Below are 24,229 nucleotides of genomic sequence, written 5' to 3'. Positions count from 1 at the left end.
AATTATTTTAATTTAAGCGTTAGCGACAATCACCTTAAATTAATATTCAGATTTATAATAATGATGAGCACTTGTGGTGTATCTAGGCAGTATAAATAATATGAAATTTAGCAAAATAATCCATGGCTTACATGACTGTGAGAAATTTCGTACATTTGTACGTTTTTTAACCACTTTAAAATCAAAATATATTGGTTAAATTTATTATTTTCAATTAGTTAATTTTAACAATATGCTAAATTTATTTTGTAAAGTAACAAAACACTCAAACAGTGTTAAAAAAACTTTACATTCCCTGTTTCGCCCCATTGGTACGATTTGTTAGCTTTTGATTAATTATCAATGTATTGTAGTCATCGTTACTAATCTTTCTATGTGAATACATAAAGCTTATTAATAAAATTAAAGCGTTAGCACTAGTTCGAAGTAATTATTTATCGTGGAAGCCTTCTAATGGAATTTGTAAGAGTTTTATATGCAAGTAAAGCTACGAGTACTCATCCAAATCTTAAGAACGATTTGATAGATATTCTTAACACAGCTGTTGATTTCAACTCTCGCAATGAAATCACAGGTGTTCTTTACTATGGACATGGATATTTTGTTCAATGTCTTGAAGGTCATAAAAGTAAGGTTGATGATCTGTTCTATAATCAAATTTTAAAAGATCAACGTCATCAAAATTGTGAGATTTTATATTACGAAAAATGTGACATAGGTTTGTTTAAGCATTGGAATATGAAATTTGCCCCTGTCAATAAAAGACTAGGTGACTTTTTCCTAGAAAATCATCGTGATGATTTCAATCCATTTCTTCTTTCTAGCGAGACGATCCCTTCTTTTATCGACCTTTTGGCTGGGGAATACGCTATTGAGCCATATAATTTTGATATCAATGAATAAGGTTTTTTATGCGAATCTACGCAACTTGAGGAAAGATGTATGCTAATTCGATTGTGCTATGCGAGTACTCGAAATGAATTAGCCAATGACCTTATTGAAGATTTAAATGCTATCTTAAATACTGCGCGTGATTTTAATGGGAAAAATAAAATTTTTGGCGTTCTATATTATGCCAATAATCATTTTTTTCAATGTCTTGAAGGTGAAAAGTCTATAGTTCAAGCGTTATTTCAAAGTATAAAAAATGACGCTAGGCATAATAGCATTATTGAATTTGAAATCATGGGTATTGACAAAATTAGTTTTAAAAACTGGTCAATGAAATACGTGCAAAAGTCCTCAAAAGTTGATTTATTTTTTAATCAGCTTGGATATGACTCATTTACGCCAGCTGCCCTCAATAAAGCTCATTTAAATAGCTTATTAAATGAGCTTTTGAAAGAAAAGCAAACTCGAGTGCGTAAAAAGGTCGGTTTAAATCAGCGAGGAATTTCCTCTTTTCTTTAAATATCAAAAGAGAGGGTTATGGACCCTCTCTTTTAAAGAATTTCAAAGTTTGACCGATTGACTCGCACCCAGTTGCTCTGATTCACCAGATATAGATGCTTTTACTAATTTAAAAAGCGTAACAAGTTTTCCAGCGACAATAGAGACCAAATCGAGTTAATGAATGGATTAATCTATTGATGGCTGCTGTTAAGTTTTCACTTTGAATTTCTTATACTTATAGAGATGTATTGTTACCATCCCTAAATAGATAAAGTTAAATCGTTTTTACATTAGGTACATGTTTTAAATTATTATGAAAATTATTTATCTGCAATATAATTAAGTTTTATGAGTAATTCATTTTATTGTTATTATTAATACTAACTACTTTAAAGTTACAATTTTTATAATTAATATTTTCGTTTATTTTTGCATGATCAAGTTCATCCCATAATTCAAAGTAAAAAAATTCAGATGTGTCTGAATAAATCCAAAACCATAAAGTTGATTCATCTTTTTTGACTGGGTCATAAATACTATCTTTAACTTTGACAAGTTTATGTAAATGAAATTTATCATCTTGAAGTACTATTTCATGAATACTCAATAGTGTGATTCCTGCAATTTAAAATCATTTAGACTATAACTCATTTTTATTTCTTTTTTTATTATGATTTTTTTAAAAATGTAATTTAATGATTAAATGTAAATATTTCTTTCTATATTTAAGATAAATTTAAGCTAAGCTGGAAAGGTTATTGAGTAATATATCAATAACGTGAATAGATTTTAATCCGTATTAAATTCAATACAGTAGAACCTGATTTAAAGTCGCATGTGTATGCTATGAGTCCTAACAATAATACATTCTTCTAAGGTATCTCCTGTTCCAGCATCACGAAGATGTTTGTACTTGACTTGAATACGCCAAAAATTGCCACATTGTATTTTGATTTTGCCGCATATTTGCTGGTGTTTCTAATTCAATGCTTGCAGCTCGAACTGCCAATAATAAGCAGAGTGCAGTAAATCTGGAAATGGTTAGCAATTCAAAAAGGATATTTGGCTAATTACTGGATTGGGCTAAAGCGACCAAATATTCTAAAATCTCTAGCTTTAACTCAACCTGAGGTATCATTTCCATTCTTATCAACAGACATTACATACATACATTTTTGAATCCTTGGTAAGCAATTACAGAATAATTAGGGACGATAAATTTTTTTTTAGTTTACATTGACGTGATGGGCTGAATGAAAATAAGAGCGAAATCTCTTATTGCCTATTACTGTATTTATTACCATAAAATGTATCATTATCATCAGCTATTTTAGAGAGTTTGTCACAAGATTCAGCCCAAGCCCACCACTGACGAAGCATAAAATTGATAGTAGTTTTTTCATTGTTAAATCCGTTTGTAATTAACTTTACGATAGATTTTTATTCGAAAAAAGCAAAATAATATAGGCTTATAAATGAGTAGAAACTCAAAAAGGCGGGGTCCTATTTTTTACATTTAAGGGTTACATCTGCAATAATATCACCAGCATAGATGAATAAAGTATTGTTGTATTTATCTTGATAGTGATAATAGCATGCAGGAGCGCCGCAAGTACGCTCAGGAATCTTTTTATCATAAAACATTGAATCTTGTTCTTCTTTAGAAACAGGAATAGGCTTCCATCCAGACTTTAAAACCTTTGAGCGATATTTCTCATCATAATCAAGTTTTCCTTTTATATCTGGGATAGGTGCATGCTTACATTGTTCTATTGCCCAAGCCCCAACACTAAACGTACAACAAGCAATTAAAAGAAGTTTTTTCATTTTGGAATCCTTTTTAGAATGACTCTATGATATGTTTTTGTACGAAAAGAGCAAGATGCTGTTAATCTGCAAATGACAAGAAATTCAGTAGGTGTTTTCACATGAAAAAACTAATTTTAATCAGTTTAGGATTACTTTTAAGCTGTACAGCAATTGCACATGAAAATCCTGATATCAAGGGAGTATGTGCAAATGTTGTTAATAATAAATTAATACAAGCAAAAAAATGTGTGATTTCTTCAGGTGGTGGTGCTGGTGGTATGTATACCGTTTTAAACTTTGGTAAAACTAAAGTCCACATTGAAGAATCAACGATGTGCCCTGAATATGATACTAAAGGTTGTAATCCATCTGTAGGACGAACCGTTGAAGATTTAGATGATGGTCAAAGGTATTATAGAGATTATAAGACAGGCAATATCATAAAATCCTATAAAGATGGAAATTGGTCATGTGCTAAAAGTAATGATAAAAAAATTGATGCTTGTTATTTGCTTAAATGACTAGAAATTCAAAGGGACTAATAATTTAGTCAATTAATACTCACAGGTGTATCAGATCTTTTAAACTCTTTGCCATATTCAGAGTATTCATTATCTTGGATTGAATAACATGTTTTTACATTATCATAATCATCTCGATAAGCAAAAATACTACCTTGAGTGCATAAGAGTGAATTATTAACTGAGTATTGGATTACTGGAGGTTTTCCTGTTAGACCTCCTTTTTTGTCTTTGAAACCTAGAATTCCATCTCTTAAAGGTAAAGCCAAGCCATTTTTTGTATCTAAAGCAACAAATCTAAAAATTCTAGGTGATGAGCTTAGGTTGAGTAGAATGTACTTTTGATTAAAGTTAGGCTTTTGTGTTTTTAGGGCATTTTTGTATTTAGCCACGTTTACTTTTGAGCAAAAATTGAAATCATCATAATCAAATTGGCATTCGGTTGTAGCTTTGTATGGCGCATTAGCCCAAGCCCCACCACTAATTAAAAGAGTTAAAAGGAATAGTTTTTTCATTTGTTTGCTTCTCTAAAATTGTGTTTACTTGATTAATTGATAGGACTAAGGCGACCAGATAATTTAAAATCTTTAGCTTTAACCCAACCTGAAGTATCATTGCCGTTTTTATCTATAAACATTACATAAAGCCAAGTTTGATTTTCGTTCTTAAATTCCTGATAAGCTATAACTGAATCATTTGGAATAATAAATACACCCTTTAATTTACATTCGCTTGATGGTGCTGAATGAAAATATGATCTAAACCCCTTTGTACCTTGAACTGTGTAGGAATACTTTGTTCCGTAAAGTATGCCATTATCATCCGCTATCTTCGATAGATAATCACAAGTCTTAGCCCAAGCCCCGCCGCTTAATAAAAGGGTAAGAATTATTAGTTTTTTCATTTATTTTCATCTCTAAAAGTGTGCTTACTTGATTAATTAATAGGACTGATACGATCAGATATTTTTAAGTCATCTTCTTTAATCCATCCTGAAGTATAAACTCTATCTTTAGAGCCATACATCACATAGATCCAATTGTGGTTATCATTAGTAAACTTTTGATAACCAATCACTGAATCATTTGGAATTATGTAAGACTTGGTATACTTACATTTATTCGCCGGTGCAGAATGAAAGTATGCTCTATGTCCCTTTGGTCCTTTAACAACAAAGCTGTATTCAGTTCCATAATGTATGCCTTTTTTATCAGCTATTCTGTTCAAATCTTCACAACTTGCGTAAGCCCCAACACTAAACATACAACAAGCAATTAAAATTAGTTTTTTCATTTTTAGATCCCTTTTTTATTCACTCTATGATAGATTTTTTACTGAAAAGAACAAGATGCAGTTAATTTATAGATGACTAGAAACTCGGTGGAAATATTTTTCATGAAACAAATTATCTTTTTTAGCTTAATAAGCCTTATAAGCTGTGCAATAAATGCTAAAGATTGCCTTGAATTGGTGTCCTCTACAGATATTAGAGAATGCTATTCTGAGAAATTAAATTTAGCAGAAAAGAAATTGCTTTTAACATATCAGAGTAAATTAAAAATTCTTGAACCTGACAATAAACAGCAACTAATAAAAGCTCAAAGGCTTTGGGTGCAATTTAAAGAAGCAGATTGTATCCAACTAGCAAACCAACTTGATGACAGAACGGGTGCTATGTCATTAAGGTTTGAATGTCTAATGAATAAAGCTATTGCTAGAGAAAAAGAACTAGAACGAAGATAGATTCTTTATCAGGTGCTTTTTACATATAACTCACAAGGAATTCTGTAGGAATATTTGGATGAAAAAATTAATATTGATTGGTCTATTTTTGGGTTTACCCCAAGCTAATGCATTATCCTAAAAATGGAGAAGAGCCAACATACTGCGAGCAGATTGTTTCTGTACATGGCTTATTAACCAGAGCACAGATGGAATGTGGATATAGCCAATATAATGATGAGTTAATTTCTGATTCAGCAAAATGCTTTAAGCATGAACTTGGCGAAGAATATGGCAAGGAAGTTCTCATGTTTGGCATGAAAGAATTTGATCGTAATGTTAATGAGGATGGTAAAGGAAAAACATGCAAAACTCTATTAATAGAGTTTCCTAATTATGTAAAAAAATAAGTTAATAACATTAAAGCACCTTCGAGTGCTTTTTTAAGGCTTATTTTTATTGATCTCATTCGTTATTGCACCACCAACCCATTGTTGAAAACTTGGCAATTTGTCTCTAAATACATACAGAATAAGAATAACTATGATGATAGTTATGGTGATTTTAGTATTTTTATTCTTAATACCTCTGGAAAGTTATGGAACTCTGCAAATGCAGAGTTTTTATGAAACTAGAAAATATCGTGATCGGTAAAAAGGTGCAACCACGAAAAAAGAAAACTTATATTTTTGTTTGAATATGTTTGTGGTATGTGTGGATTTGGGTTATTGATCAGCTAAAGACCATGGTAAAAACCAGCTTAAAAAGAATAGATATTATATTTCTAATATTATTGATTTATATGTTATAAATCCCTCATAAGAATAAGGAGCTTATATGAAAAAATTGTTTTTAATTTGCGGGTTGTTAGCTTCAAGTTTTAGTTTTGGGGCTGATTGGAAGTATGCTGCCATGGGGGCACAGGATGAATATGACAGGGGAATTTATGTCGATAGCAGTCAATATAATTATGATAAGAAAAACAATTCTATTATAGCATGGTTCAAAACAGAAAGTTATGCAGGTTACGAAGGTTACAGAAATAAGATCACATACACGAGGGCAGAAAATTTATACCAGTTTTTATGTGTTGAAAATAAAATGAGGCTTTTAACTTATGTATATTATGATAAAAAAGGTGATATTATCTCGTCCAGTCAATTTGATAGCAAAGATGTGGAATACAACACTGTCACATCAAACACCATAGGTGAAAGTTTATGGAAAGTGGCTTGTGCTTCAAAAGGTAAAGGCTTTAGATACCCTAAATATCAAACTGTAGAGTGATAAAAAAAAGCGGATAAAACTATATTAGATTGATTAATTACATTACTGATCCTAGCCAAAGTAATGGACACACCGTCCCTCTGAAGATAATGTAACGTTAACTTTGGAGATGTAAAAATGGCTAAACGCTTTAGTCCAGAATTTAAACAACAAGCAATTGATAATGCACTTGCGAACTCACATGAATCATTGGCCTCAATTGCTGTAAAACTTGGTGTTGGATATTCAACACTTGATAAATGGATTCGTATGGCCAATCCAGAAGGTTCAAGGAACGCCAACTCACTCCAGAGCAACAGCAAATCTTAGACCTAGAAAAAGAAGTCAAACAACTCAAAGAGGCGAATGACATTCTAAAAAAAGTGCATGTGTACTTACTAGCAGATCAAGGCAAGAAAAGTACACGGTAATCAAAGACTTTATGATGGAAAAGATTAATATTACTGCTATTTGCAAGCAATTTGGTGTAAGTACATCAGGCTTCTATGCTTGGAAAAACGTCAGATACGGATAGCAAAGCAATATGATGCTTTAAAAGCAGTGTATTGGCAGCATCATGCTCGCTTAGGTGCACCATCACTCGTTCATGATATGCATGACCTAGGTTACAGCATGAGTGAGCGTACTGTGGGTAGGATGCTTAAAAAGCTAGGCTTACGTAGCAAAGTTGCTCGTAAATATAGGCATACAACTGATTCAAATCATCGCTTACCAACAGCACCGAATTTGTTAGCTCGTCAATTTACAGTGACTGAACCCAATAAGGTCTGGGCAACTGATATTACGTATATTCGTACAAAAGAAGGTTGGCTGTATTTATGCGTGATGTTAGATCTATTCAGTCGACGTATCGTTGGTTGGCAAACCAGTATCCGAATAGATCGCCAATTGGTATGTGATGCATTTAACTATGCACTTGCACGCCAAGGCTATCCAACTAATGTCAGGTTCACTCAGATCAAGGTAGTCAGTATTGTAGTCTTGATTTTAGGCCTTCATTGCTGACCAATAAAGCGATTCAGAGCATGTCTAGGCGATGCAACTGTTGGGATAATGCAGTTACTGAAAGCTTCTTTCATACACTAAATGGACGTGTTGTACATGACAGTGTATTTTCTACAAGAAAAGAGGCAAATTCAGTTTTGTTTGAATATATTGAAGTTTACTACAATCGAATTAGAAGGCATTCTGCAAATGGTTGGTTAAGCCCCGAAGTATTTGAGCAAAAATATTTTAAGAGTTTAGAGGGAAATCCTGTCTACAATACTGGCTAGGATCACTAACTTATTGCAAATAGGTTGAATATACCGCCATTTTCTGCAATTTTTCTGAATTCACGAATAATAGAGATGCAACAAAAGCAAAAAAAAAGACCTATAAGCTTTTGAATTGCTTATAAGTCTTTAAAAATCTTGGTAGGTATATCCAGACTCGAACTGGAGACCTCTACGATGTCAACGTAGCGCTCTAACCAACTGAGCTATACACCTGAAGTGCTGAGAATATTATTCATTTTTTAATAAGATGACAAGCCTTATTTCTTTACTTTTAATGCATTCGCACACTCTTTAAGCAATTTTTTGATATTTTGAATATCCTGTTGATTTTCATTACCTAAATAGACAATTTTTTGAAAAATCTGATTCACTTGCTCAAACAGATGTTTTTGTTCAGTCCGCAAGGCTAAACGATGCATCCATTGTTGAAAGGTTTCCGATTCAGCTTTTTGATCAACCTCAGATAATTGATGATTAAATTGAGCAATGATTCGCTCAAGCGCTGACATTTGACGAATGCGCCAAAATTTCGTCACGCCCCAATAGATCAACAGTAATCCAAGAATTCCAAAAATTAAAACCAAACCATAACTATAAGCCGATGTTAAACCAAGCTTCTTCATCCAGCCACTTTGCTTCTCTACATCGTAACCGACAACCTTACTCTGCCATTGAAAACTAGCATAGTCACTCCAAACACGCAGCGTTCTAAGCAGTGATGAATGCTGAAAACGCAAATTTGAATAACCCGCATCACCAAAAATCGAACGATCATCATTCATCACATTTTGCATACCACGATCTATACGCATTGGTGCAATGATGGCCGTTGGATCAATGCGTTGCCATTGCCCGTGTTGATAAACCTCAGCCCAAGCATGTGCATCTAACTGGCGTACTTCCCAACTTTGACCATCAGGAGACAGCTCACCACCTTGGTAGCCTGTGACTACACGCGCTGGAATTCCAACATAACGCATCAGCAAGACAAAGCTTGAGGCATAATGTTCACAAAACCCCTGCCGAGATTGAAACAAGAACTCATCAACGCGGTTATTCCCCAACCTTCCAGGTGCAAGTGTATAAACAAACTTTTCTTTCTTGTACCAGTTCAATACATTCTGAATATAAGCTTCAGGATTAGACTGGCTCTGCTGATATAGATTTAAAGCAAACTTCTGGGCCTGTAGATCATTCTTTTTCGGATAACTGAGATTATTTTTCAGCATCATCTGTTCAAAATGTGCATCCTGAATATCTCTAACCTGACTCCCCACCCACTGCAATTCAATTGGCTGGGTACGCTGTACCAGTCGCTTAGGTGTAATCGACCAATCTTGGTGTAACTCAAAACGTTGTTCTATTGGAATGGACTTTTCCAAACCGGTAATCCATTGCTGACTTGGATCACTGGCAAGATATTGATAATGAAATCCATCAATCTGCCCTACGATATTGGAATAAGCTTTTACCTGTTTATTGGCAAACTCACTTGTCCACGTTGTACCATCATAACCATCAAGCACCATCGCTCGCCAATACAGCTCATTACGATTTGGCAATTGCTTCATATTGCCAATAACCCGAAATGCCAATGCACTTGACTGTGAAAGCTCAGCAATATCACCCGGTGACATGCGATCACTTAATCCCGTTACCGCTTTGTTATTGGAAATGGGGATTTGCCAAAGTGGTGGCAAACGCGGGAAAAACATAAACAGTAAAACAAAGAATGGCAGTGCCAAAGCAATAAATTTAAGAATATGCAATGAATCACTTTTAAGTGACTGAAAAATCGGTTGCTCTATTTCAAAGTTGGCAATTTGTACACGATACAGGCCAACCAAACAGCTGATTAAACAACATAAAACTAACAGTGCCATCCAAAAGGCTTGGCTGTGTAAAAATAAACTGGCACTGACGAACAAAGCAAAGTTAAACAGAATAATAAAGTCACGCTTTGATTTGGTTTCCAGTGCTTTCGCAAATAAAAAAGTGGAGAGAACCGCTGTACCTGCTTCTACGCCTAAAAAAGTGCGGGAATCAAAGTAAATGATGACTAAGGCTAAAAGTGCAAAAACTAATTTTGGGGTTTGTGCAAAGAATCGAGGCAGATTATAGACTTGATGCTTATTGGTTTTGTCATAATAGAGTTCCAGAGCCACTATATTCATGAGGAATAAAATAGACAATGCCACAGGCATATAAGCCAGCTGTGCCAGCCAAATCAAACTCAGCACAACTAAAATTGAAATTTGTATCGATTTATTCATTGTTCATCCTCATGCTTGCGCCAATAAGGTTTTGATATGAATATAGTGCTGTTCTCCAATTCCATTTTCAGTTTGTGCATGCGGTAAAATGATGCTGTACGGCGTTTCCGTCTGATGACATCGATCGACCAACTCCATCATAAAACTTAGCTTCTCTTCATGGTCTGCGCTTGGCATTTTGCTATATTCAATTTGCATCGCATGGGTATCAACCAAATCATCGAATTGCTTTACAAATAATCCTTGTCCACGCGCGGCCTGTTTCCAAGAAATGCTTTGCAATGAATCACCTGATTTAAAAGTCCTTAACTCTTTAAATTCATCTAAATCAGGCTCACCTGTATTGGAATAATTCTGTGATTGATGCGTTAAAGGCTTCGCTTCAGGGGCAATCCAGTAACTTTCAGTTAAATAAATATAGGTCCATGCCCGCACCAAACCGAGCGGATATGTGGAGTAAATTTGAATTGGGGGAACTGAAAATTCACCCCGTAGTTGTGGAATAAAATTCAAATCGAAACTTTGTTGTTTTTCTTCAAATAGAAAAGATTGTAATTGTTCATCAATTTTAAAGTTTAAAAACTTAGGCGTAGCACGATCTTGTTGTAGGTTAATTCTCACCTTAAAAGCTTCATTAACCTTACCCACCTCATCAACAACCACATCTAATGTAATCGCATGTAATTGTTTAAAACTGAGATAGAAACTAATACATAAAATCGCACTGATTAAAAAACAAAAACCAAGAATTAAATTGTTGGCATAATTAATCCCAGCGATAAAAGTAATCAGAATAAGGACCAGATACAGAAAACCTTGCTGGTACATAAACACCAACACTTGGTTTTGTTTCAGTGTACGGGTTCCTGTATAGCGAAACCGAAGATGCAGCCATTTAACAAATCGTTGACCTAACATAAGCGTTTCCAATTAGCCCTTTACAGGAACTTTTTGCATAAGTGCTCGTGTCTCAGACTCACCTAATCCTATACGATGTGACACCACAGCAACAAACACTGCTTGTACATCATCTGCAATTACAAATTGTCTTTTTTCAATCAAGGCATAGGCTTGTGCTGATTTTTTTAATGCCAATAACCCACGTGGAGATAAGCCATGACGACCTTTACGTGTTTCTTCTGCTAGATCAAGCATATATTCAAAAACAACATCACTTAATGTAATTTGATTTACCATACATTGTAATTGCAAAATTTCCTGATGTTGAAAAATCGCTTGCAACTTTTCAATCAAATCATGGCGCGAGGTTTGCTGCAATAATAGTTTTTCTGCTGCGCGTGATGGGTAGCCTAAAGACAGTCGCATCAAGAAACGGTCAAGTTGTGACTCAGGCAAACTATAGGTCCCACTTTGAAAAAGTGGGTTCTGTGTTGCAATCACCCAAAATGGTTGTGGTAAAGGGTAACGTGTACCATCTATAGTGACATTGCCCTCCTCCATTGCTTCAAGCAAAGCACTTTGGGTTTTAGGGCTACAGCGGTTAATTTCATCTGCAAGCAGAATTTGGGTAAAGATTGGACCATGTTTAAACTCAAATTGATGCTCTTTTTGATTAAACATATTGATCCCAATCACATCACTTGCCAGCATATCATTGGTAAACTGAATCCGTTGAAAATCGAGACCTGCTAAACGTGACAAGCTGCTGGCTAAGGTGGTTTTTCCAAGTCCGGGTAAGTCTTCAAAAAGTAAATGTCCACCAGCCAATAGACTACAGAGTGCCAGTTTAGTCTGATGACTTTTATCTAAAATAATTTGGTTGATTTGACTTAAAAAGTCATCAATTTTTGGGTAAAACTGAGTGAGGTCTAAATTTGATACAGTGCTATGTTGTTCTGATGCTTTTATTTGTGTTGTTCCCCAAATCACCTTTTATTTCCCCAATAAAATTATTGTAACTTCCTTAACATACACGGTTTTAAGGAATACTCAATCTTGACTGCGATAAATCCATATTTTCATTTGCTGAATACACTTCAAAATTTATAGCTTCCCCCATCAACCAAAATTTTAAACTTTTAATTTTGCGGCATGTTCTAACTTTGTTTTTAAATCGTGCGCACCAATTGAAAATTCACTTCCTGAAATTTCAGCCTGTTTAATCAATTCAATTAAGGTTTTATTGATAGGTGCTTGTTTACCTAGCTGTTGGGCGAGCTGAATAACTTCCCCGTTGATCCAGTCCACTTCTGTTGTTCGCCCTGCTATCAAATCATCTTGCATAGATGAACGCGCCAAGGGATCGATTGCCAACATTTTACGGCTTAATATTTTAAAAATGAAATTGGGCAAACTGATTATTTTAGGCAATAGATGTGCCGAAATTGCTGTGAGTTTGGCTGGCTTGATTTGTACTAAATCTAAGAGATGTAATGTTTCTTGTTGCGCCATAGCAAGGCATTGTCGATATTGATGATTAGACAATTGTTGTTTTAATGGTAACTTTGACAAAGCATTGATTGAATTATTTAAATTCAGCAAAATTTTTGCCCATTGCACCGCAAGCATATCCTGATCAAAAACAATTTCTAATTCTGCTTGTTTAAAAAGCTTGGCTAAATCCTGTTGCTGTGCATACGCTTTCACATGCAACGCACCAGATGTCCCTTGATGAAAATGCCCAACTGCTTGAACTGCAACATTAAAAGGCACCATACCTTCTAAAATCGAATGATGTTTTAAAATCTGCTTTAAAATTGGAACATTACTCAACCCGTTTTGAAAACTCACAATATAGGGTCTGTGTGCGCCCAAGTTGTCATAAAGTTCCTTGGCAACTTGCTCAGTCGCAGCCGACTTTACACATACAAAAATAATATCAGCATCTGTGACTATTTTAGGATCAACACTGAGCTGTAAATCATTTGCCGCGATTTTTATCGTTTTACCAGTGTAATCCGTCAGTTTTAAACCAGACGTGCTTAATTCTTCATATACACGAGGACGTGTAATAAAGCTCACATCAGCACCTACCGCTGCTAATCGACCGCCAATATAGCATCCAATACTACCCGCACCATAAATACAGATTTTCATAGCAGTCTCCTTTTCATTTATATGTATTACATGATTCTAGCGGAGTTAGACTTTGCCAACTGTCAGTTATACGACAAGTCTCATCATGAAGTACGCTGTTATTGTGTTAAACCGATAAATCACTTCGCTCATCTTCAATAAAAAACGGCACCCAAGTGCCGTTTCTATTTAAGCTTTAAATCAACTTATACCTTCCATCAACATGGACACTTCTTCATTGTTCCACCAGCCGTTGGATAGCGGGCATCTACACAATAGCGATGAAAAGTCTTTTCATCCATTGCATCCATATCGGGATGATGCTTTTTCATATGTTCCAGATAATTTTGATAATCTGGAACACCCACCATCAAACGGAAACTTTGCTGTAAGCGTGTCCATAATGTTGCAATTCTAGACCAATTTTTAGGATTAAAAATTAGCTCCTTTTGCGACATGATGGTCATCTTGATGATTTTATAAATCACCGTTTTACCACCTTGAGCAAATTTAAGCTTCATCACTCACCTCTCACTCTATCTGTAATATCAACTTAGTGTGATTTAGAAACAGACACTTCTTCAGGATCTGCATACACCGCTGGAGCTTCATTTACTGTTGGTGTAGGGCTTGCCAATGCACGACGAATTGCGCCAATAGCAGCAAACAGCATCACAATCGCAACAATCATAAAGAATGCACACAGTACAGCATTGATTTGATTGGACAATACAATGGTTTGCATTTCTTCAAGTGTTTTGGCTGGTTTTAAAATTTCACCATTGGCAATTGCTGTTGAGAATTTATCCGCCTGAGCCAAAAATCCAATCTTAGGATTGGTATGGAAGATTTTTTGCCAACCCGCAGTCATACAGGTAATGAATAAGAAAATTGTTGGGATAATGGTAACCCATACATATTTCTCTTTCTTCATTTTAAATAAAATCACTGTACCTAAGATCAAAGCCATTGCCGCAAGCATTTGGTTACCAATACCAAACAGAGGCCATAAGCTGTTAATACCACCGAGTGGGTCGACTACACCTTGATAAACAAAGAAGCCCCATCCAGCGACAGCAACCGCTGTACCGATCATATTCCCCACAAAGTTGTGTGAGTTTTTAAGTGCTGGAACAACGATACCCACCGTATCCTGTACCATAAAACGACATGCACGAGTTCCGGCATCGACAGCGGTTAAGATAAACAGCGCTTCAAATAAGATCGCAAAATGATACCAGAACGCCATCATTGAACGATTATTAAAAATATCCGTGATGATGTGAGCCATACCAATTGCAAATGTTGGCGCACCACCAGTACGCGAAAGAATCGTACTTTCACCCACTTCTTTTGCCAGCAAGCTCAAAGTTTCAGGTGTAACCACAAAACCAAGTGTACGTACTGCTTCTGCTGCGCTCTCTACTGTAGTACCCAATACTGCCGCTGGCGCATTAATCGCAAAATAAACACCAGGTTCAAGCACTGTTGCACAAATCATTGCCATGATTGCAACAAATGATTCCATCAACATACCACCATAACCAATGACACGAATATTGACTTCGTTATCAATCAGTTTAGGTGTAGTTCCAGACGAGACTAAGGCATGGAAACCAGAAATCGCACCACAAGCAATGGTAATAAATAAGAATGGGAACATGGATCCAGCAAATACAGGACCAGTGCCATCAACAAAATGCGTAACAGCCGGCATTTTTAACATTGGCATTGCAACAATAATACCGACTGCTAAACCCGCAATTACACCAATTTTCAAGAATGTTGATAAATAATCACGCGGTGCTAATAACAACCAAACAGGTAGAACCGAAGCCACGAATCCATAAATGATGAGTGCCCAAGTAAGTTGTGTTCCAGTTAATGTGAAAAATGGTCCCCAATAAGGATCAGCAGCAACATTTCCACCATAAACAATTGCAGCCATCATCAACACAAAACCAATGATAGAAACTTCTGCAATCTTGCCCGGACGGATATAGCGCATATAGATGCCCATAAATAAGGCAATCGGTATCGTCGCTGCGATACTAAACACGCCCCATGGACTATGTGCCAGTGCTTTCACCACTACCAATGCCAATACAGCAAGGATGATAATCATCACACCTAGCGCACCAAGCATCACCACCACACCAGCAAATGAACCCAGCTCTTGCTTTGCCATTTCACCAAGTGAGCGCCCGTCTCGACGTGTAGAGATAAATAAAACCAAGAAATCCTGAACTGCACCAGCAAGAACAACCCCGACCAAAAGCCAAATTGTTCCTGGTAAATAACCCATTTGGGCAGCAAGAATAGGCCCAACCAATGGCCCCGCTCCTGCAATAGCAGCAAAATGGTGACCAAAAAGTACATATTTATTGGTCGGGACATAATCCAAGCCATCTGCTAAACGATGTGCTGGTGTTAATCGCCGAGGATTCAGTTCAAAAACTTTGGTCGCAATAAATAAACTATAAAAACGATAAGCGATGCTATAGACACATATCGCTGCAAGCACTAGCCAAACCGCATTGACATGCTCACCCTTGCTGACTGCAAGTATTCCAAAAGATACTGCACCAATTATGGCGACAATCACCCAGATCAATTTTGATAAGGGTGATGATTTTGTTTGAATATTTTCCATTAAAACCTCACATCTTGATTACAAAAAGCAGTTCCATTGTTTTTATAAAGCGTAATGCATTTCCGTGACTCATTCCTTGGTGACTCTACTCCTCATTTTTTTGTTTTCATCTAAGACTTTGGCATTAAAACTGGTCTGAATATGTACTATTAGCATGACATCACAGTGACTTAAATCGCGACTTTGTTATTTTTATCATCAATGTAATCATCTGACTCTCTGACTCTACTATTAATTATAGGCTGTCGATCTACGACTTTAGTCGAAAATTTAGCCGATACCCTCTATTTTTATAAAGGCTTGTACTTTTAAAAAGCCGTATACCAACTCAATCTATGCACAATAAAAAAGGGATGATTTTCATCATCCCTCAGCGTCATCATTTTTCAATAAAATGATTAAGCACGCTCTAAGTAATCACCAGTACGAGTGTCTACACGAACGCTTTCTTCTTGCTGTACAAATAATGGAACACGTACAACTGCACCTGTTTCAAGTTTAGCTGGTTTACCACCACCACCTGAAGTATCACCACGTACACCTGGATCAGTTTCAACGATTTTCAATACAACGAAGTTTGGTGCACTAACGTTTAATGGAATACCATTAAATAGCATAATTGTGCATTTTTCGTTTGAATCATCTTTTAACCATTTTGCAGCATCGCCCATTGCAACTTTATCCGCAGCAATTTGTTCGAAAGATACTGGATCCATGAAGTTCCACAATTCGCCATCGTTGTAGAGATAATCCATTTCTACTTCTACAATATCAGCTGCTTCTAAAGATTCACCTGATTTAAAAGTTTTTTCTAATACTTTGCCAGATCTTAGGTTACGTAGTTTTACACGGTTAAACGCTTGACCTTTACCTGGTTTTACATATTCGTTTTCCATGATTGAACATGGGTTACCATCAAGCATAACCTTTAGGCCAGCTTTGAAATCATTTGTAGAATAATAGGCCATGAAAGGCACACTCCGAACTTACTAATTTAAATCTCTACTGCGATGCTATCAACAAATCACCCGATTTGTGACAGTGATCATTCCAAACAGCAAAGAATGTATTTTACATTTTTCGTATTCTAAATGAGCAATACATCGTGAAGCAATGAAAAATTACCCATGTTCGGTCAGATTGAGGGTAAAATCTTCGATTCATTGGAGATTCACTGCTGTTCAATACAAATCAGCTATACTGAAAGCATTTTTCCAGTGAAACATTTCATATTGAACCTGACAGATTCAATATGAACAAGCAATACCATCCGCTTTCCCCTATCTTCAACTATTTATCGCACGTGGCATGTTAAACTACTTATATCAAGAGCAAAATTGGCAATCTCAACTCAGTGATTTAATTACTGATCCATTAGAACTGTTAGAAATACTCGAACTTTCTAAAGCACAGTTATTGTCTGGTGCAATCCTTGCGTCTGGGCAATTTAAACTACGTGTGCCCCGTGCATTTGTCAGAAAGATGGAAGTTGGCAATCCCTTAGATCCACTTTTACTGCAAGTTTTACCACATCATCTGGAAATGGAAGAACACGAAGGCTTTGTCACAGATCCGCTTGATGAAGAACAAGCCAATCAAATTCCTGGGGTTTTACATAAGTATAAATCACGTTTTTTACTGACCCTCACTGGTGCATGTGCCGTGCACTGCCGTTATTGCTTCCGTCGTCATTTTCCATACCAAGAAAATTTACCTAAAAATGAAGACTGGTTGAACATTAAAAGCTATTTAGAAGCTCATCCTGAAATCAATGAAGTGATTTTAAGTGGTGGTGATCCATTAACTTTATCTAACCGAAAATTAGCCACTTGGATAGAACGTCTAGAATCTCTCAGTCAGATTAAGATCTTGAGAATTCATTCACGCGTTCCAATTGTAATTCCAGAAAGAATCGATGAAGAGCTAGTTTCTTTATTGAAAAACAGTAGGCTACGTGTAATTCTAGTGGTACACTCGAACCATCCTGCAGAATTAGATAATTTGACCTGTGCAAAGTTATCTCATTTAGCAAAACAAAATATTCTTGTGTTGAATCAAGCCGTTTTACTTAAAGGTGTGAATGATTCTGCACAAACTCTTGTTAATTTAAGTCAACGACTTTTTGAAGCACAAATTTTACCGTATTATCTTCATGTTTTAGATAAAGTAAAAGGTGCGCATCATTTCGATTTAGGGGCGGAAAAAATTGATCAGATTTATAAGGATGTATTGGCCAGTTTACCGGGTTATCTAGTTCCTAAATTGGTTCGAGAAGTCGCGGGAGAAAATAATAAAACACCGCTGTTTGGAGTCACAACCTTTTAAGAGTTGAAATGCTCATGATAAATAAAGAAATTTCAGAAATTTTTCAAAATATCACGGTTCTACAACGAGAAAGTCTAAGTTTTGCAGAAAATTCGGTGGCATCTGTCAATGCATGGGTGGCCACATTGTCTATTATGCAACTTGGCGATACCTCAGAATCGGTCTTAAAAGCGATTTGTGAAATCAGCGAACTGGATTGTAGCGAAATGCTACGCTTTGATTTAATTCAAGTTTTACACCCAATTACCGAAAGCATTTTATCAAGCCTTGAAAAAAACATCTTAAATCAAGGTCTTTCTCAAAATGCGCGTATTGAACATATTATTGATTTATCCTCTAGAATTCGCACCTATTTTGCCAACGTCTATATCAATATTGTGCGAAGAAGTCATCAGACACTGGTTTCAAATAAATTCTCATTTTTTAATTTTAAACAAAAACGAAATTTACAAACAGCACGTACACTTGCAACCTTTTATGCCTTAGAACAACTTGGTTTATTGTTGGTTCAACAGCAAATGCTCTACAGTGGCCCATTGACCCATCAATGGCTCACCACACATCATCTTTACGAGCTTGCGGTTAAAAACCAAGAATTTAATATCAATATCAACCAGTTACAAGGTACACACTTTACCATTCAAAATATCCAGCAGGCCTATGCACAAGTGCTGCTTTTGGATATTTTTAATACGCACCAAATTCGCCCTTCAGAAACACAAGCACTTTATCAATGTACTTTTGATTGGGTCAAACTGATCCAAATTTTACCAAGAGAAACCAGCTTATCGCGTTATGTGATTGATGGCTCTAAAGACGTTCCACCAATTTATAATCGCAAACAACATGCGAATTTCCGTACTTCTTTGTATATTTCTACACAGAATCTGCTTGAACATATTAATTCAACAATTCATAAAGACGAATATCTGTCTAAAAATGAACAAATCTATTTATCTGCTGCATTAAAATTTCATGTGCAAAATGTCTTGGGTACCACAACTGAACGTCAACATGAGCGTTATGAATACTCTGCACAACTTCAAATTTGTTTTAGCTTACAAACCGCACACTTCTATTTATCCAAAGCTAAGAATTTTTATGAAACACTTAATTTAAATAATAATTATGCATTTCAGTCTGAGTCCAATATTCATTCATCGATTTCAACAGGTTCAAGCACAGCATCGAACTTAGGACAAATCAAAACTTTAGACCGTGAAGCAAAACAGATCTATCAGACCCAAGTACTGGATATCAGTGTAAATGGTTATCGTATTCGCTGGTCAGATGAAACCCCACGAAATTTACGCACGGGTGAATTTATCTTGGTCAATGAAAGCCTCAATGACAAATGGAAAGGTGCGATCATTCGTTGGATCAAACAATCTGTTAAAAAAACTTATGAAGTCGGTTTAGAGGTTTTAGCTCAAGACATCTACCCATGTGCGGTAAAAGTTCCAGCGGATCGTTCGACGATTAACTACCACCCTTGCCTTATGGTTCAAGTGCAAAATTTAAATGAATCCAATGTTTCTATTATTTTGCCAAATTTACCGTTCTTCAAAGAACAGCAAGCAATTTATCTACGTTTAGACACTGAAGAAATTAAGGTGTATTTAACAAAAACATTGTTAATTACCCAGAGCTTTATTCAGTACGAATTTGAATTGATCAATGATGAAGAAAATGACCGCATTGATCAGTTCATTCAACACCAATCTGCCAATTTGAATAATCAAGATGTATGGGAAGCTTTAAAGTGAGAAATTTATTATTATCGAAAAAATTAAAACTCTCTGAAACTAGATTACTCATTATTGATGATAACCAGATTCGTTATAATCAAATTATTGATCTTTTTCAAAGTAAGAATCATCAAGTACAAGCACTTTTATTGGATGATTTAAAAAGTTTTGAAAAACAACTCAATACTTCATGGGACTTGATTATTTTTGGTCGTGCTTATGACATCAAAATTGAGCAAGCCATTACCTTAATTCAAGCCTCTGCTGATATTGATCTGCCTGTTTTGTTCTTAAAACCTGAAGATTATCAAACCAACCAATATCAGTCCTATATTCAAAAAGGCATCTATGATGTTGTTAATTTAGAATATACTGATCGTTTTTATATTAGCTTAATCCGTGCGTTGTCTTATAGCCGTACCTTACAAGCGAAAAAGCACCTTTTAAACGATCTTGAAAGTGCAAAAAATCAAGCTCAAGCCTTGGTTGAAGAACAACATAAAGCGATTGCCTTAATTCAGGAAGGTATCCATACCCAAGCCAATGCTGAATATTTAAAATTGTTTGGTCTAAAAGATGAAGCAGAAATTATTGGATTGCCTGTATTAGATATTTTAAAACCGAAGAATATCAATGATTTTAAACAACGTTTTAAAAAGATTTCTCAAGGTAATTTTGATTTAGCACGTTTTGAAATTGATACACTGAATAGCAATGCTAAATCAGAAAATCCATTAAAAATTGAATTTCTGCCTTCAGATGAAGAAGACTGTATTCAAATCACCATCGAGATCAATTCTGCAAGTCAAAAACCGCAAGCACAATCCTCCGAATCGAATAAGAAAAACATCAGTGCTGTCGCAACTAGTCTGCAAAAAATTCAGTACGCTTTAATTAACCAACCTGCCAAATCGAATGCATTGGTACTGTTTAGCTTTGCCGCTTGTCCTGAGAATATTTTAACTTCTCCTTGGAAAACAGCCGTTCAATACTTAGAAGGCTTTAAAAACTTTATTCAAGAACAAACCAATACCACGGTATATCAAATTGATATGTTGTTGTATGCAGTGATTTTACAAGCTGAGTCTGACACCATTTTAGAATCTCGTATTCATGGGCTGCATGCTTTAGAAAAACCTCAATTATTGGAAATTGATGGTCATACCTACCCACTGAATATTAAGATTGGCTATTCAAACATACAGCAAAACAGCTTTACAGAAGCAAGTTTTAACGACGTTTTAGAACAAGCTTATAATCATCGTCTGGCAAAAAAAGACTCTGTATCCGAGCAACAATTAACGGCGACTTTACAAGACACTAAAATTGAATTGTCATTGCTTGAACCCAAATTAGATCAAGCAGAACCGCTGCAAATACAAAGTAACTCCATTGAATTTGCCCCAAAACCTCAAGTTGAAAATACAGCTGTAGAGAAACCAGTTCAAATTCAAGAAACGCCAGCGCCACATATCTTTAAAACCTCCGCGATTCTTGGTCAAATTACCCAATCGCTTGAAAAAGGTGAGATTCAGCTAAAATACCAACAGCTTTATGACAAACAAGATAGCAATTTAAATACTTATGAAGTCAGTAGCGGTTTTATTTTTGAAAATCAGTGGAAAAAAGTAAGTAATTTAATTGATTTAGATGATGATATTGAGCTTTCAATTAAATTAGATCGCTGGATTTTAGTTGAAGCATGTAAGCAATTACATAACTTTATCACTCAATATCCAGAAGCAAAATTAATCGTCAATTTAAATCGTCATGTGCTGTTCCATGACAAACAGTTCCCTGAGCTTATTTCTAAACTATTGACCATTGTTGGAAGCCGCCAATCTCATCCACTGATTTTACAATTTGATGAGGAAGATATTGCAAAAAATATCTTAGAAACTCAAAAGCAAATTGGCGTTTTACGTGATCATGGTGCCGAAATTTCAATTCGACGTTTTGGTTCGAGCATTTCAAGTGAAGCAATCTTAAAACAATTGGATGTGAGCTTAGTAACGCTGGATGAGAAGTTTACAAAGCAGCTCAATAGTGATGCGACTATGACGCAATTCCAGCATACTCTTGAAAAATATCATGCAATCAAGCCAATTGAATTGTTATTGAAAAATCTAAATGATATGAACTCTTTTGCAAATGCGTGGAATGTAGATGTCAGATTCTTGCAAGGTGAATATTTCCAAAAGAAACTGGATCACTTGACTGATGTTCAAGATCAATAAAGTCTAATACTAAAAAAGGTTGAGTGTTTTAAATGCTCAACCTTTTTTTAAATCTATCACTTTGTCTGATCCTGAAATAGATCAACACGAGATAAAATTCAGCAACAAAAAAACGGGCTAAAGCCCGTTTTTTATGTTTTGTCGTATTAACGCTTAACAGAACGTGACATACCAGCAAAACGTTGTTTGAATTTATCGATACGGCCGCCAGTATCAACATTCTTCTGTTTACCAGTATAGAATGGGTGGCAAGCTGAACATACGTCTAGATAAAGTGTTTCTTTACCTAAAGCTGAACGAGTTTCGATAACGTTACCACATGAACAAGTAGCAACTAATTTTTCATATTTTGGGTGAATATCGGCACGCATGGTCGATTCTCCTAAGTTAAGAAAGGTTTAGCTGTCATCGCAATTAACCACTCTCAAAATCTAATAAAACTTTGAGGAAAGCAGATTTAAATTAAAAACCAGCAGGTTAACACCACAACAGACCATTTCTTTTGGCCCACCGAGACTATAAGCGTCAGAGCTAAGCACAACAAGTGGGCAAGATTATACTCGAAATATTTATAAATTGCGAGCCAATCAATTAACAATCGATACTAATTTATTCGTCAGAATGCTTTTGCTTAGACCAGTAGTTTGCAATCACCCCACAAACCATTAACTGGATTTGATGGAAAATCATAATCGGTAACACAATCATACCTAAAGGCTGCCCAATAAATAAAATCTGCGCCATAGGCACACCACTGGCAAGGGTTTTCTTCGATCCACAGAAGAAGATTGAAATCTGATCTGCTTTGCTAAATCCAAGCCATTTTGTAACATACAACGCCAATAGCATAATCACCGTAAGTAGAATCGAACATGCCAAGGTGAGATAAATCAATGTAGATAAGCTGACCTGATGCCATAAACCTGCCACCACTGCCCCACTAAATGCACCATAGACCACCATCAATATCGAGCCTTGATCAAAAACTTTGACGATCTTTGGCATTTTCTGCATCAATGGAAATACATAAGGGCGTAATACCTGCCCTAGAACAAATGGAACTAACAACAACAAGGTGATTTCGATAATAGACGAGGTTGGATCGTAATTATGCTTAGATTGACCGAAAATAAATATGCTCACCAAAATCGGAGTAATAAACATACCGATCAGGTTTGAAAATGAGGCACTGCATACAGCTGCTGCCACGTTCCCTTTTGCAACAGAGGTAAATGCAATTGACGATTGTACTGTCGATGGCAAAAAGCACATAAACAGAAAGCCCCAATACAACTGTTGACCCAGCAAAGGTTCAAGCACAGGTTTTGCCATTAGCCCCAATAAAGGGAAAACCAAGAAGGTAAAAGCAAAAACCAATCCATGCAATTTCCAATGCAAAATTCCCTCAATCACCGCTTCACGTGATAATTTTGCGCCATGTAGGAAAAATAAAATTGCAATCGCAATTGTGGTGATTTTTCCAAAGATAAGCGCTGCCTGACCTGAAATCGGTAAAATAGAAGCTAAAACCACCATCGCGATTAAAAGTATCGTAAAGCGATCCAATGCTAATAATTTCAACATTTTCATAAGCAACGTCCTGTATTTTAAACATGAAAAAGCCCAGTAGTTAAATTTTACTATCGGGTAAAATTCAATCTTACTGAGCGAAATAAATAAAGCTACTCATTTGGCTAAATGTTCACTATTTATTTACGACACATATCAAGTTAATTTAAGGTCTATTAGACTTCTTTCATCAGTGCTTTTTAAAACCATAAATCAACATAAAAGCACCCTCATCCTAACCTTCTCCCAGAGGGCATAGGTATCTACACATCTTTTTGTAGAGACTCTAATGCAATTTCAGCAATCAGCTTAAGGTCATCAACCGAATGTTCAGATAATAATTGTAGTGTATTCAGTAATATTGACAGACCAGCCAAAAT

The 24,229-nt window shown here is 35.8% G+C and carries 23 protein-coding genes, 1 tRNA gene and 1 pseudogene; 10 read left to right on the top strand and 15 right to left on the bottom strand.

Going from position 1 to position 24,229, the window contains the following annotated elements; genetic code table 11:
• The first annotated feature begins 453 nt into the window (after positions 1-453).
• Positions 454-903 carry a BLUF domain-containing protein gene (locus M2R48_RS08605; RefSeq protein WP_262085789.1) on the top strand — a complete coding sequence of 150 codons (450 nt, stop codon included), beginning with the start codon at positions 454-456 and terminating at the stop codon, positions 901-903.
• A gap of 39 nt (positions 904-942) precedes the next feature.
• Positions 943-1,410, top strand: coding sequence for a BLUF domain-containing protein (locus M2R48_RS08600; RefSeq protein ID WP_262085788.1), 468 nt, complete (start codon positions 943-945; stop codon positions 1,408-1,410).
• Positions 1,411-1,738: 328 nt separating this feature from the next.
• Here M2R48_RS08600 and M2R48_RS08595 read toward each other — a convergent pair whose 3' ends face one another.
• Positions 1,739-1,999, bottom strand: coding sequence for a hypothetical protein (locus M2R48_RS08595; protein WP_034611905.1), 261 nt, complete (start codon positions 1,997-1,999; stop codon positions 1,739-1,741).
• A gap of 896 nt (positions 2,000-2,895) precedes the next feature.
• The gene (locus tag M2R48_RS08590; RefSeq protein ID WP_262085787.1) at positions 2,896-3,219 is read right to left on the bottom strand and encodes a hypothetical protein; all 324 of its coding nucleotides are present in this window, start codon (positions 3,217-3,219) and stop codon (positions 2,896-2,898) included.
• Between the two features lie 101 nt (positions 3,220-3,320).
• Here M2R48_RS08590 and M2R48_RS08585 point away from each other — a divergent pair, with 101 nt between their 5' ends.
• Entirely contained in the window at positions 3,321-3,722 is a 402-nt protein-coding gene (locus tag M2R48_RS08585; protein WP_262085786.1) for a hypothetical protein, read from the top strand.
• 29 nt (positions 3,723-3,751) lie between these two features.
• On the opposite strand, the gene M2R48_RS08580 is transcribed toward M2R48_RS08585, so the two are convergent.
• Genes M2R48_RS08580 through M2R48_RS08570 form a run of 3 tightly spaced genes read right to left on the bottom strand, consistent with a single transcriptional unit; the run spans position 3,752 to position 5,015 of the window.
• Positions 3,752-4,237, bottom strand: coding sequence for a hypothetical protein (locus M2R48_RS08580; protein ID WP_262085785.1), 486 nt, complete (start codon positions 4,235-4,237; stop codon positions 3,752-3,754).
• Positions 4,238-4,269: 32 nt separating this feature from the next.
• Positions 4,270-4,626 (bottom strand): hypothetical protein, encoded by a 357-nt coding sequence (locus M2R48_RS08575; protein ID WP_262085784.1) that lies wholly within the window; start codon positions 4,624-4,626, stop codon positions 4,270-4,272.
• A gap of 32 nt (positions 4,627-4,658) precedes the next feature.
• A complete protein-coding gene (locus M2R48_RS08570; protein WP_262085783.1) occupies positions 4,659-5,015 on the bottom strand; it encodes a hypothetical protein in 357 nt (118 codons plus the stop codon).
• A gap of 102 nt (positions 5,016-5,117) precedes the next feature.
• On the opposite strand from M2R48_RS08570, the gene M2R48_RS08565 reads away from it, so the two are divergent.
• The 4 genes and pseudogenes from M2R48_RS08565 (at position 5,118) to M2R48_RS08550 (ending at position 8,005) form a co-directional block, all read left to right on the top strand.
• Positions 5,118-5,465, top strand: coding sequence for a lysozyme inhibitor LprI family protein (locus tag M2R48_RS08565; protein WP_262085782.1), 348 nt, complete (start codon positions 5,118-5,120; stop codon positions 5,463-5,465).
• A gap of 107 nt (positions 5,466-5,572) precedes the next feature.
• The gene (locus M2R48_RS08560; RefSeq protein ID WP_262085781.1) at positions 5,573-5,854 is read left to right on the top strand and encodes a hypothetical protein; all 282 of its coding nucleotides are present in this window, start codon (positions 5,573-5,575) and stop codon (positions 5,852-5,854) included.
• 427 nt (positions 5,855-6,281) lie between these two features.
• Entirely contained in the window at positions 6,282-6,731 is a 450-nt protein-coding gene (locus M2R48_RS08555; RefSeq protein WP_262085780.1) for a surface-adhesin E family protein, read from the top strand.
• 117 nt (positions 6,732-6,848) lie between these two features.
• A pseudogene (locus M2R48_RS08550) lies at positions 6,849-8,005 on the top strand (IS3 family transposase).
• Between the two features lie 139 nt (positions 8,006-8,144).
• On the opposite strand, the gene M2R48_RS08545 reads toward M2R48_RS08550, so the two are convergent.
• From M2R48_RS08545 to efp, 8 genes are all read right to left on the bottom strand, one after another.
• Positions 8,145-8,221: transfer RNA gene (locus M2R48_RS08545), tRNA-Val, on the bottom strand.
• A gap of 44 nt (positions 8,222-8,265) precedes the next feature.
• On the bottom strand, positions 8,266-10,281 hold the full coding sequence (locus tag M2R48_RS08540) for a DUF3488 and transglutaminase-like domain-containing protein (protein ID WP_262085779.1): 2,016 nt from the start codon (positions 10,279-10,281) through the stop codon (positions 8,266-8,268).
• Between the two features lie 9 nt (positions 10,282-10,290).
• Positions 10,291-11,199 (bottom strand): DUF58 domain-containing protein, encoded by a 909-nt coding sequence (locus M2R48_RS08535; RefSeq protein WP_262085778.1) that lies wholly within the window; start codon positions 11,197-11,199, stop codon positions 10,291-10,293.
• A 12-nt stretch (positions 11,200-11,211) separates the two neighbouring features.
• The gene (locus M2R48_RS08530; protein WP_262085777.1) at positions 11,212-12,171 is read right to left on the bottom strand and encodes an AAA family ATPase; all 960 of its coding nucleotides are present in this window, start codon (positions 12,169-12,171) and stop codon (positions 11,212-11,214) included.
• A gap of 141 nt (positions 12,172-12,312) precedes the next feature.
• Positions 12,313-13,338, bottom strand: coding sequence for a 2-dehydropantoate 2-reductase (locus M2R48_RS08525; protein ID WP_262085776.1), 1,026 nt, complete (start codon positions 13,336-13,338; stop codon positions 12,313-12,315).
• A gap of 197 nt (positions 13,339-13,535) precedes the next feature.
• Positions 13,536-13,838 carry a YbdD/YjiX family protein gene (locus tag M2R48_RS08520; RefSeq protein WP_004721243.1) on the bottom strand — a complete coding sequence of 101 codons (303 nt, stop codon included), beginning with the start codon at positions 13,836-13,838 and terminating at the stop codon, positions 13,536-13,538.
• 32 nt (positions 13,839-13,870) lie between these two features.
• The gene (locus tag M2R48_RS08515) at positions 13,871-15,970 is read right to left on the bottom strand and encodes a carbon starvation CstA family protein (protein ID WP_262085775.1); all 2,100 of its coding nucleotides are present in this window, start codon (positions 15,968-15,970) and stop codon (positions 13,871-13,873) included.
• Positions 15,971-16,368: 398 nt separating this feature from the next.
• Entirely contained in the window at positions 16,369-16,938 is a 570-nt protein-coding gene (gene efp, locus M2R48_RS08510) for an elongation factor P (protein ID WP_004721246.1), read from the bottom strand.
• A gap of 340 nt (positions 16,939-17,278) precedes the next feature.
• On the opposite strand from efp, the gene epmB reads away from it, so the two are divergent.
• From epmB to M2R48_RS08495, 3 genes are read left to right on the top strand one after another with little or no spacing between them, the layout of a single operon-like run.
• Positions 17,279-18,295 (top strand): EF-P beta-lysylation protein EpmB, encoded by a 1,017-nt coding sequence (gene epmB, locus M2R48_RS08505; protein WP_239045876.1) that lies wholly within the window; start codon positions 17,279-17,281, stop codon positions 18,293-18,295.
• A gap of 14 nt (positions 18,296-18,309) precedes the next feature.
• Positions 18,310-20,061 (top strand): hypothetical protein, encoded by a 1,752-nt coding sequence (locus M2R48_RS08500; RefSeq protein ID WP_034612070.1) that lies wholly within the window; start codon positions 18,310-18,312, stop codon positions 20,059-20,061.
• Positions 20,043-22,280 (top strand): EAL domain-containing protein, encoded by a 2,238-nt coding sequence (locus tag M2R48_RS08495; protein ID WP_262085774.1) that lies wholly within the window; start codon positions 20,043-20,045, stop codon positions 22,278-22,280. The genes M2R48_RS08500 and M2R48_RS08495 overlap by 19 nt, the downstream gene beginning before the upstream one ends.
• 146 nt (positions 22,281-22,426) lie before the next feature.
• Here M2R48_RS08495 and rpmE read toward each other — a convergent pair whose 3' ends face one another.
• Together rpmE and M2R48_RS08485 are read right to left on the bottom strand one after the other, a co-directional pair.
• Positions 22,427-22,651 carry a 50S ribosomal protein L31 gene (rpmE, locus tag M2R48_RS08490; RefSeq protein ID WP_004721254.1) on the bottom strand — a complete coding sequence of 75 codons (225 nt, stop codon included), beginning with the start codon at positions 22,649-22,651 and terminating at the stop codon, positions 22,427-22,429.
• Positions 22,652-22,889: 238 nt separating this feature from the next.
• Positions 22,890-23,870: a bile acid:sodium symporter family protein gene (locus M2R48_RS08485; RefSeq protein ID WP_262085773.1), complete on the bottom strand. Its 981-nt coding sequence runs from the start codon at positions 23,868-23,870 to the stop codon at positions 22,890-22,892.
• Positions 23,871-24,229: the final 359 nt, after the last annotated feature.

It is taken from the genome of Acinetobacter sp. I-MWF, from assembly GCF_025433935.1.
In the GTDB taxonomy this organism is placed as follows: domain Bacteria; phylum Pseudomonadota; class Gammaproteobacteria; order Pseudomonadales; family Moraxellaceae; genus Acinetobacter; species Acinetobacter guillouiae.
The sequence above is the reverse complement of the archived record's forward strand: the minus strand, read 5'-3'. Positions and strand labels throughout refer to the sequence as shown.

Excerpts from the sequence above, each read along its gene's own strand:
- M2R48_RS08605 (WP_262085789.1), top strand. The coding sequence starts at position 454 with ATGGAATTTGTAAGAGTTTTATATGCAAGTAAAGCTACGAGTACTCAT.
- M2R48_RS08600 (WP_262085788.1), top strand. The coding sequence starts at position 943 with ATGCTAATTCGATTGTGCTATGCGAGTACTCGAAATGAATTAGCCAAT.
- M2R48_RS08590 (WP_262085787.1), bottom strand. The coding sequence starts at position 3,219 with ATGAAAAAACTTCTTTTAATTGCTTGTTGTACGTTTAGTGTTGGGGCT.
- M2R48_RS08585 (WP_262085786.1), top strand. The coding sequence starts at position 3,321 with ATGAAAAAACTAATTTTAATCAGTTTAGGATTACTTTTAAGCTGTACA.
- M2R48_RS08580 (WP_262085785.1), bottom strand. The coding sequence starts at position 4,237 with ATGAAAAAACTATTCCTTTTAACTCTTTTAATTAGTGGTGGGGCTTGG.
- M2R48_RS08575 (WP_262085784.1), bottom strand. The coding sequence starts at position 4,626 with ATGAAAAAACTAATAATTCTTACCCTTTTATTAAGCGGCGGGGCTTGG.
- M2R48_RS08570 (WP_262085783.1), bottom strand. The coding sequence starts at position 5,015 with ATGAAAAAACTAATTTTAATTGCTTGTTGTATGTTTAGTGTTGGGGCT.
- M2R48_RS08565 (WP_262085782.1), top strand. The coding sequence starts at position 5,118 with ATGAAACAAATTATCTTTTTTAGCTTAATAAGCCTTATAAGCTGTGCA.
- M2R48_RS08560 (WP_262085781.1), top strand. The coding sequence starts at position 5,573 with ATGCATTATCCTAAAAATGGAGAAGAGCCAACATACTGCGAGCAGATT.
- M2R48_RS08555 (WP_262085780.1), top strand. The coding sequence starts at position 6,282 with ATGAAAAAATTGTTTTTAATTTGCGGGTTGTTAGCTTCAAGTTTTAGT.
- M2R48_RS08540 (WP_262085779.1), bottom strand. The coding sequence starts at position 10,281 with ATGAATAAATCGATACAAATTTCAATTTTAGTTGTGCTGAGTTTGATT.
- M2R48_RS08535 (WP_262085778.1), bottom strand. The coding sequence starts at position 11,199 with ATGTTAGGTCAACGATTTGTTAAATGGCTGCATCTTCGGTTTCGCTAT.
- M2R48_RS08525 (WP_262085776.1), bottom strand. The coding sequence starts at position 13,338 with ATGAAAATCTGTATTTATGGTGCGGGTAGTATTGGATGCTATATTGGC.
- M2R48_RS08520 (WP_004721243.1), bottom strand. The coding sequence starts at position 13,838 with ATGAAGCTTAAATTTGCTCAAGGTGGTAAAACGGTGATTTATAAAATC.
- M2R48_RS08515 (WP_262085775.1), bottom strand. The coding sequence starts at position 15,970 with ATGGAAAATATTCAAACAAAATCATCACCCTTATCAAAATTGATCTGG.
- efp (WP_004721246.1), bottom strand. The coding sequence starts at position 16,938 with ATGGCCTATTATTCTACAAATGATTTCAAAGCTGGCCTAAAGGTTATG.
- epmB (WP_239045876.1), top strand. The coding sequence starts at position 17,279 with ATGTTAAACTACTTATATCAAGAGCAAAATTGGCAATCTCAACTCAGT.
- M2R48_RS08500 (WP_034612070.1), top strand. The coding sequence starts at position 18,310 with ATGATAAATAAAGAAATTTCAGAAATTTTTCAAAATATCACGGTTCTA.
- M2R48_RS08495 (WP_262085774.1), top strand. The coding sequence starts at position 20,043 with ATGGGAAGCTTTAAAGTGAGAAATTTATTATTATCGAAAAAATTAAAA.
- rpmE (WP_004721254.1), bottom strand. The coding sequence starts at position 22,651 with ATGCGTGCCGATATTCACCCAAAATATGAAAAATTAGTTGCTACTTGT.
- M2R48_RS08485 (WP_262085773.1), bottom strand. The coding sequence starts at position 23,870 with ATGAAAATGTTGAAATTATTAGCATTGGATCGCTTTACGATACTTTTA.